Raw genomic sequence first — 8,420 nt, forward strand, 5'->3', positions numbered from 1 at the left:
ATCGTCTGCCATCACAAGGTGTCCACCTATTTTGGTGGACACCTCATGCATCAGAGCACCCAAAAGCAAAAGGTGCAGGGAAATTCGCGCTTACCTTTCGGCGGCGTTGTTGCTGAGGCAGATCCTGCCATCGTCAAGGAAGTGGGCGAAGTCGTCCCAGCGCCTGAGCATGTAATTCATGGGCTTCAGGACCTCGGACGAGCGCGAGAGGGTTTCGCGCTCACGTAGTAACCACGCGTGCATGTCGTCGAGGAGTGGTTTGCTCTTCTCCTGGCGCACGGCGCGCCGCTCGTCAGCACTGCTGCCGTTGATGGCGCGCTCGATCTCGAACAACGCATCGAGGCGTCTGACAGCCTCCAGCGCGATCGGAGAGACCGGTTTGCCTTTTTGGCCCTCCCGGGCGGTTTTCTCGATGTCAGCCAGCTCGAAGAAGCCCCGCCGTGCATGGGCGAAGCAAAACGCCGGCGTAATCGGCAGCACCTTCTTCTGCGGGTCGAACAGCGGCTCGAAGCCGTTGTAGCAGTCGGCTTGCAGGATGCCGGTGAAGGCGGCCAGATGCCTTTGCGGGTGTTCGCCGCGTCGGTCGCTCGAAGCGTAATAGACCGCCGCCGGCGGCGCAGGCCCGGCGAAGGGACGGTCATCGCGCACATAGGTCCAGATCCGCCCGGTCGTGCACTTGCTCTTCGCCAGGATGCGGATAGTGGTGTCGTCGCCATGCAGGCGCTCGGCCGCGAGCACATGGCGCTCGATCAGGTGGAAGAGCGGCATGACGGCGAAGGTCCCGTGGCCGACCTGGTCGGCCAGCGTCGACAGCGGCAGGTCGATCCTCTCGGCCTTAAAGCGCACACTCTGGCGGTTGAGCGGGATATGCATGCCGAACTTGTCGAACAGGATCGTCGCCAGCAATTGCGGACCGATGAAGCCACGCGGCGTGGCATGGAACGGTGCCGGCGGCTGGCTGATCTTCTCGCAATCGCGGCAGGTGAACTTTTCCCGCACCGTCTCGATAAGCTTGAATCGGCGCGGTATCTCCTCCAGCGTCTCGGTCACATCCTCGCCCAGCTTCGCCAGGCGCGATCCGCCGCAGCAGGCACAGCTCGTCGGGGCCTCGATGACGACGCGCTCGCGTTCGATGTCATCCGGCCATGGCTTGCGCACCGGCCGTTTGCGCATGAAGGGGCGGACGTTCTGCGTCTTCGCCGCGGCGGCTTGCGCGGCAAGCTCATTCTCGCTCGCCGTCGTGACGAGTTCTTCGAGCTCCAACTCCAACTGCTCGATCAGCCGGGCCGTGCGCTCGGAGCGCTGACCGTACAGCTCGCGTTTGAGCTTCTCGATACGCAGCTCGAGATGCGCGATCAGCGCCTCGTTGTCCGACAGCTCTGCTCGTGCATTGGCGGCATCCGCCTCGGCTCGTAGCCGCGCTTCACGCTCGGCCTGCAGTGCCGCCAGGGCACTCACAAGGTCCGATGGAAGATCGTCCGGCTTCGATATCATGAAGCCATTGAATCAGATCAGGCGGCAGATTCAATCGTAAAAAGCCTATCCAACTCGCGTTGGACGCCGTGTTTCTTGAGGGTTGCGCCAGTCGATTCCAGATAGCAGATAACTCAACTGCGCCGGAGAGATCGTTACCGATTCGCCGGCAACCGATGGCCAGATGAACCTTCCTCTCTCGAGCCTTTTTGTAAACAGGCATGCCCCTTGGCCATCATGCCAAATGACCTTCAAAAGATCGCCGCGTTTGCCCCTGAAGCAGAAAAGACCTCCGCCCATGGGATTGTGCTTGAGCACTTCCTGCACGCGGAGAGCCAGGCTCGGAAAGCCGCACCGCATATCGGTATGGCCCGTCGCCAGCCACACTCGCGCCCCCGTCGGGATCGGGATCACCGTAGTGTCTCCAACCCTCGCATGATCCGCAACAAAACCGCGACATCGACGTTGTGGTCCACGATCACGCGTCGGCCATTCGCGGTCACGATCTCCAAAGTGCCAGTCGCCGCCGGCGCGGCAGGCTCTGTCGTTGACTGGATCTCCGGCACAATCCGGGCTGGCTCAAATCCATCGACCTGACAGCCGCCAAGCTGTCCCTCGCGATAAGCCTTGCGCCACGAAAACAGAAGCTGCTTCGAAAGCCCATAACGCCGCGCTGTCGCCGACACCAGCCGCGGCTCCAAAAGACTTTCCTCGACAATTCGAAGCTTCTCGGCATCCGACCAGCGTCGACGCCGACCAGTCTCAACGACTTCAAGGCGGCTCACTTGGCGACTATCAGTAAGGATATCCATACCGACAGTCAGCTACAGGCCGGATAAACTCGCAAGACGGCCGTCCTCGGACGCATACGACCGAACTGGTAATCGAACAGCACGACCGGCTGCGCGCAGTCCTGGCCGCTGCGACAGGCCCACATGAAGGATTTGGCTGCGCATCACGGCCGTCCTCTTTGGACCCAGGTTTCGTCGCCGTGGACCAGGGGCTGCGACCTGAGCTTTTGCTGTAGCGCGTCATAGACCCGATGCAGATGCAACTCCCTCGCCCGGATCACCCAGTTGCCCAGCGTCCCGCGGCTGATGCTGACGTCGGCGCGCCCCAGCGCGTCCGCCACACGGTACGGCGGCGTGCCGTCGACGTATTTGTTGGCGAGCGCCAGCGAGCGCCAGTGTCGATGGCGTGACGAGCTACCCGGCAGCGGCTGCGCCGGCATCGGCGCGGTCACAATCGGGGTGTTCAGCGCGGTGCGCTCGCAGTGACGGCAGGCATATTTGAAGCGCACATGTTGCAGCACCGACGCCTTCACCTCGGCGTGCAACTGCTCGGTGACGGTCTCGCCTATCCGATGCATCCGATTATGGCAGCACGGACAGTCCTTTTGATCCTCACCCAGATCATGTTCGACGCGTTGGCGCGGCAGATGGTCAGGCAGCGGCTTGCGGCCGCGTGTCTTCGGCGCCGGCTTTGGAGCCTCCGGCAATCCCGTGTCCGGCACGACGACCGCCTCGACATCGTCGTCGTCCCGGCCTTCAGCGGCGGCCTGCTCGGCTTCGTTGAAGATGCGCTCCTTGAGCTTTTCGCTCTTCGGCGCATACCGGTGCAGGCGCTCCAGGCGCAACTGCTCCTCAAGATGCAGCACGCATTGTGCGAGTTTCTCGTCTTCGGCCTTCGGCGCCGCGATCTCGGCCGCGTGCGCCGCGATCAAGGCTTCCAGCTCGTGCGTCGTGGGCTTGCGACTCATCGTCATCTCGAAGTCATGCCGCCGCGTCAACCGGGCTCCCATGTCTTCATCATGTCTTCGGCGGCGGAACGGCCCTGCCGAAGCCCGATGACGCCGTGCGCATCGAACAGCTCAGCCCACGCTCTGATATTGCCGCACCGGATGACGACGCACCGCCGCGATGTTGATGCCGTCAAGCAGCCAGTGCAGCTCCTCCGTCGTCAGCGTCAGCACCGCCTCCTGACTTCGGGGCCAGTGAAATCTGTCGGCCTCCAGCCGCTTCAGCAGCATCCAAAATCCTGACCGATCATAAATCAGCAGCTTGATCCGGTGCGGCGACGATTGCAGAACGCGAACACCGCGCGCTGGAACGGATCCAGCCCCATCGACTGCTCGACCACGGTCGCCAGGCTGTTGATGCCCGCCCGGAAGTCAATCGGTTCGCGGTGAAGGTAGACCCGAAGATCAGACGCCAGTCGCTGAGGCCTTCCTCTCGATACAGACGGTAGATCCGGTTCCGCCCGGACGGCTCGCCCTGCTGGCGAAGCAGCACGAACAGCCGGCGGTAGCCGAACCGCCGACGGGCATTAGCAAGCTCGCGCAAGTGGCCGCGTAGTTCGGTGTCCGGCGGTCGGCACGATCGGTACCGAACCATCTTGCGGTCAGCGCCGACGATGCCGCAGGCCCGCCGCTCCGACAGACCCATGACGGCCTGCAGGTGCGCGACGGCTTCGCGCTTGGCGACGGGCCCTACCATTTTTTTGACAAAAGCTCGCGTAGCGCTGCAGCATCCAGCACCTGCTCGGCCAGCAGCTTCTTCAGCTTGGCGTTCTCGTCCTCGAGTTGCCGCAACCGCTTGGCATCGGAGACGTCCAGGCCGCCGAACTTCGCCTTCCAATTGTACAGCGTCGCTTCAGAGACGCCATGCTTCCGCGCCAAATCGGCAGCCTTCGCACCCGCCTCATGCTCACGCAGCACGCCAATAATCTGCTCTTCCGTAAACCTGGCTCGCTTCATCTGTCCGTCCTTCAGAAGGCCGGACTCTAACTTCAACTGGAGGAAATCGGCAGGGGCAGGTCAGAATCCGTCACCTTGAGGGAGACGGAGATGAAGCAGTCGAGGTTCACGGAAGAACGGATCATTGCGATCCTGCGGGAGCAGGAAGCGGGTTCGAAGACGGGGGATGTCTGCCGCAAGCATGGGATCTCAAGCGCGACGTTCTACAAGTGGAAGGCCAAATATGGCGGCCTGGACGTATCAGACGCTCGGCGCCTCAAGGTGCTTGCCGACGAGAATGCAAAGCTGAAGAAGCTGTTGGCCGAGGCGATGCTCGACAACGCCATGCTGAAGGACCTCAATTCAAAAAAATGGTGACGCCCGTCGCAAGGCGGCAGGCTGTGGCTCACCTTCGTTCGAGTTTTGAGGTCAGTCAGCGGCGGGCGTGTGAAGTGATTGGAGCTGATCGGTCCTCGGTGCGTTATCGCAGCCTTCGGCCTGACGACGCGACCATTCGCGTCCGGCTGCGTGAGCTGGCGTCGGTACGCCGGCGCTTTGGCTATCGCCGTCTGCTTCTCATGATCCGCGGCGAAGGCGTGCTGATCAACCACAAGAAGCTGCGGCGGCTGTATGCCGAGGAGCGGCTGCAGGTTCGCCGGCGCGGCGGACGCAAGAGAGCTCTGGGAACACGGGCTCCGATGGCGTTGCCGCAGGGACCGAACCAGCGCTGGTCACTGGATTTCGTCAGCGACACGCTGACCGACAGCCGACGCTTCCGTATCCTGGCTGTCGTGGATGACTTCACCCGGGAATGCATCGCATTGGTCGCCGACACCTCGTTGTCGGGGACTCGGGTGGGTCGTGAGCTCGATGCCGCGATCGCTCAACGAGGCCGCCCGACGATGATCGTCAGCGACAACGGGACCGAACTCACCAGCATGGCCATCCTACACTGGTCGCAGCTCACCCGGATCGAGTGGCACTACATCGCACCGGGCAAGCCGCAGCAGAATGCCTTCGTAGAGAGCTTCAATGGACGACTGCGCGACGAGTTGTTGAACGAGACGTTGTTCTCGTCACTCGAGCATGCTCGAGAACTGCTTGCCGAATGGCAGGATGATTACAACACCGTTCGTCCGCACAGCGGGATCGGCAACCTGCCGCCATCAACCTATGCCAGACTAACAGCGTCCGGAATGCAACGGGACGGGACGCTGCGCTATGTCGAGGGCTCCGCGCCCCGTCCCGTTGCATCACCGAGCCACACAGGCTCAAATAACCAAAGGATTCTGCCCATCGCTGGATGATCTTTGGGGCTCAGGTCAGGAGCGATCAGTTTTCAACAAACAAGCCAGTTCAATGCTCCGCGGGTCCATTTCACGGGGCATCCCCATTGCTTGGCCCGTATTTTATTTAAAACAAACCATTACAGCAAACCGTCGCTATGACGAGTGATATTAAGATTCGCGCCCTATTATTTCCTTCTTTTATTTATAATAGTAAGTTAATTACATAAAACCCGCCGCATAGGGCGAGTGATAGTTATGCAATACAAGAAAATGAAAAGAAACCGCGATCGGATTGGCGGATCCCTCTGGTCGCTGCTGATTCGACCGACCGCTCGATACCGCCCGTTCAACGGCCTGGCAGTTGTAGTCCTCCCTGAACGACCGACGTTGACGTCTTTGCACTCGGCACCTCCGGGCTCTCCGAGCCAACTACAGGTGTGCACTGATTCGCAGGAGCTTCAAACAGTTGTGGCTGATAGAGCGGTCGCATGTTCATGTAGCATTTGGGCGACCTCGCCCCTTCTGCAATCCTCCACAGTCGGGCCGCCGCCCTTCGGAGACAGGATTGACCGTCGCGGAAGGCGCAGTCTACACCGAGTACACGGTTTCGTCGCCGGATGTCCTTCATGATGCACTCGAGCGGATTGACCGTTCGAATCTTCCGCCAATGGATGTCCGGAAAGGCGTAGTAGGTGAGCGTCTCGTGGACCTCCTGCTCGACCAGATCAGCAGCTTTGGCCATGCGGCTTGCCCGCAGATCCGCGATGACGGTCCTGGCTTTCTCTTCGGCCGCGGCCGGGCTCTCCTGGGCATGAATTGCCTTGAGCCTGTGGCTCACCTTGCGGGCCCAGGTCGACGGCACCCGGCTGGAGACCTTGCTGTAGAAATGCGTCGTGCACCGTTGATAGCGCGCCTCAGGCAGAGAATTCGCAACGCTCTCGACAAGCCCTTGGCACGCATCGGAAACCACCAGCTGCACGCCCTTCAGACCGCGATTGACGAGATGCCGCAGAAACGATGACCAGCCGGATCTGCCCTCCTGGGTGCCTTCACAGATGCCGAGGATCTCCCGGAACCCCTTTGCATTGACCGCCGACGCCACCAGCAGCGACACGTTGTGAACCTCACCAGCCCAGCTGCGCTTCATCACGATGCCGCCGAGGTAGAGATACGGATGCTCGCCTTCGATCCTGCGATTCCGCCACGCGTCAATGTGCGTTGAGCGTCATGAAGGCGTTCCGAGTAGCAACCTGGACTGGATCGCCAACCTTACGCGACATCGGATAGAGAGAAGTGGAAGTGAAATGAGTTCAAAGCAAAGGTTGCGTTTGTGAGTGATGGAGGCAAAGGGGCTTTTGTAAAGTCCAAGGAATGACCTTTCAGGCGCCCAGGGGATCTTTCTTGTTAGGCACGCTTTTAGACGGTGACATCATGCGGGTCCATTTCAAAGGTTTCTTGCCTTCTGCGAAAAGCCATTGAGCTATGCTTGAATCGGGTGACGGAGCCGATCAAGCGGCGTGGCTTGCTGGGTGGGAATGACCTCGATGCTGTCGGCGAATCTGACACCGGCGATGATCTGAGCTAGCTCCGGAAATCTGGACAGGCCGATAAATGGAGTTTCTGCCTGACGGCGGGCAAGATTGGAGAGACGATGAGCAGACGAGCCCCGCCGGCACCACGCACCGGCATCCAAAGCCAAGGTGGCCGTATTCGGACAACATCGCTTCTTCAGCGCACATGCATCGCAGTCGAATTTGGAGGCACGATAGCGGTGCGTGCTGCCGTCGTGCACGGTGCCGGTGGTGTGCAGTACTTTGTCTTTTGGAAAAATGTAGACGCCGCGCCGTTTGTCCTAGCGAAAGTCGCTGCGTGAAAATGTGCCGTCATCGTGCGAGCTTGCGTCGCGAACGGGAATGTGTGGAGCGATCCCGCGGCCAACCAGCCAGCCCAGGAAACGGCCCGTTCCATAAGCGGTATCAGCAGCAAGCCGATTTGGCTTCAAACCAAGCGACGTTCGGTTCGATCAAGCATTCTTTGTGGATTCGACCGAGTCATAGGTGCGCGTGGGCGTTGGTTCGACGTCGACAACGACTGCGTGCTCGACGTCGAGGAGATAGTTGAGCCCATACCCGAACTGCACGCGCTTGTTGGCTTTCGCTGTCCACGCCGAGGACGGATCGGAAGGCGAGATCACCTTCGGCGGCTTGCGATCTGACGCTGCGGTCGGGGTCCCGTCAGAACCGCCACCGCGACTGTCCCCGCCTTGCTGGACCTGCGCCTCGGACTCAAGTCCTGCAAGATACTCGGCCACGGCATGCTTCTGACGTTGCGCATCGCTCCAGTCCAACGCTGGATCGCCTACTACGATGATCGTCGCCTTCATCAGTCCCTCGGCTATCGCACGCCGATGGCGGTCTGGCGCGAACGGATGCAGGCCGCGAAGGGTGTGGACATGGTGGACAACGCTGACGCGTTGACCACATGCCCACAGCAACTGCAGCAGACAGAGTCTCTGGCTGCATGACAGAAAGGCATCAGGAGCGATCCGTTTCCAACTAACAAGCCGGTTCAACCGGTCCCGCTCCGCGGGTGGACACCGGCGTTAGCCGGAGGAGCTAGGCCTAGTCCTAGGCATACGCCTGTGTTTCGGCATGGAATAAGGACCCCGTTTTCGGGGTGATCGGCATCCAATCTTTGGACGCCGATCGGGGGTCCCAGTCCAATGCCGATTGACATCAAGAGTCGCGTACCGCTCAGACGCTTCCGGTACGATGCCAAAAACGACATCTTGAAGTGCCCGCGAGGGCGTATCTTGCGCCCCGCCCGGCTCATCAAGCACGGCCGTTTCTTTTACTCGAAGGCGAAGGATTGCGCCCGGTGTCCCCTCAAGGGCGATTGCCTATCCAAAGGGCGGGTTAACAAAG

The 8,420-nt window shown here is 60.7% G+C and carries 7 protein-coding genes and 3 pseudogenes; 1 reads left to right on the forward strand and 9 read right to left on the reverse strand.

Annotated features, from left to right (window positions below; genetic code table 11):
* Positions 1-93: 93 nt before the first annotated feature.
* From tnpC to ABIB95_RS47050, 7 genes and pseudogenes are all read right to left on the reverse strand, one after another.
* Positions 94-1,494: pseudogene (gene tnpC, locus ABIB95_RS47025) on the reverse strand (IS66 family transposase); the annotation flags it as partial.
* A gap of 45 nt (positions 1,495-1,539) precedes the next feature.
* A complete protein-coding gene (gene tnpB, locus ABIB95_RS47030) occupies positions 1,540-1,887 on the reverse strand; it encodes an IS66 family insertion sequence element accessory protein TnpB (protein ID WP_354249188.1) in 348 nt (115 codons plus the stop codon).
* Entirely contained in the window at positions 1,884-2,285 is a 402-nt protein-coding gene (gene tnpA, locus ABIB95_RS47035) for an IS66-like element accessory protein TnpA (protein WP_354249190.1), read from the reverse strand. The genes tnpB (ABIB95_RS47030) and tnpA overlap by 4 nt, the downstream gene beginning before the upstream one ends.
* 56 nt (positions 2,286-2,341) lie before the next feature.
* Positions 2,342-3,238, reverse strand: a pseudogene (locus ABIB95_RS47040) (IS66 family transposase); the annotation flags it as partial.
* Positions 3,239-3,343: 105 nt separating this feature from the next.
* Positions 3,344-3,502, reverse strand: coding sequence for an IS66 family insertion sequence element accessory protein TnpB (gene tnpB, locus ABIB95_RS47475; protein WP_166206369.1), 159 nt, complete (start codon positions 3,500-3,502; stop codon positions 3,344-3,346).
* 16 nt (positions 3,503-3,518) lie between these two features.
* Positions 3,519-3,815 (reverse strand): IS3 family transposase, encoded by a 297-nt coding sequence (locus tag ABIB95_RS47480; protein WP_502917974.1) that lies wholly within the window; start codon positions 3,813-3,815, stop codon positions 3,519-3,521.
* A pseudogene (locus ABIB95_RS47050) lies at positions 3,698-4,228 on the reverse strand (transposase); the annotation flags it as partial. The gene ABIB95_RS47480 and the pseudogene ABIB95_RS47050, both read right to left, overlap by 118 nt.
* 90 nt (positions 4,229-4,318) lie before the next feature.
* Here ABIB95_RS47050 and ABIB95_RS47055 point away from each other — a divergent pair.
* A protein-coding gene (locus tag ABIB95_RS47055) for an IS3 family transposase (protein ID WP_502917975.1) occupies positions 4,319-5,514 on the forward strand; the annotation gives its coding sequence in 2 pieces (ribosomal slippage) (positions 4,319-4,580 and positions 4,580-5,514; 1,197 coding nt in all).
* A 328-nt stretch (positions 5,515-5,842) separates the two neighbouring features.
* On the opposite strand, the gene ABIB95_RS47060 is transcribed toward ABIB95_RS47055, so the two are convergent.
* Both ABIB95_RS47060 and ABIB95_RS47065 read right to left on the reverse strand, forming a co-directional pair.
* On the reverse strand, positions 5,843-6,709 hold the full coding sequence (locus ABIB95_RS47060; protein ID WP_354249196.1) for an IS256 family transposase: 867 nt from the start codon (positions 6,707-6,709) through the stop codon (positions 5,843-5,845).
* Between the two features lie 810 nt (positions 6,710-7,519).
* The gene (locus ABIB95_RS47065) at positions 7,520-7,879 is read right to left on the reverse strand and encodes a hypothetical protein (protein WP_354249194.1); all 360 of its coding nucleotides are present in this window, start codon (positions 7,877-7,879) and stop codon (positions 7,520-7,522) included.
* Positions 7,880-8,420: the final 541 nt, after the last annotated feature.

This window comes from Bradyrhizobium sp. LA2.1, from assembly GCF_040547725.1.
GTDB lineage: Bacteria > Pseudomonadota > Alphaproteobacteria > Rhizobiales > Xanthobacteraceae > Bradyrhizobium > Bradyrhizobium barranii.

Excerpts from the sequence above, each read along its gene's own strand:
- tnpA (WP_354249190.1), bottom strand. The coding sequence starts at position 2,285 with ATGGATATCCTTACTGATAGTCGCCAAGTGAGCCGCCTTGAAGTCGTT.
- tnpB (WP_166206369.1), bottom strand. The coding sequence starts at position 3,502 with ATGCTGCTGAAGCGGCTGGAGGCCGACAGATTTCACTGGCCCCGAAGT.
- ABIB95_RS47065 (WP_354249194.1), bottom strand. The coding sequence starts at position 7,879 with ATGAAGGCGACGATCATCGTAGTAGGCGATCCAGCGTTGGACTGGAGC.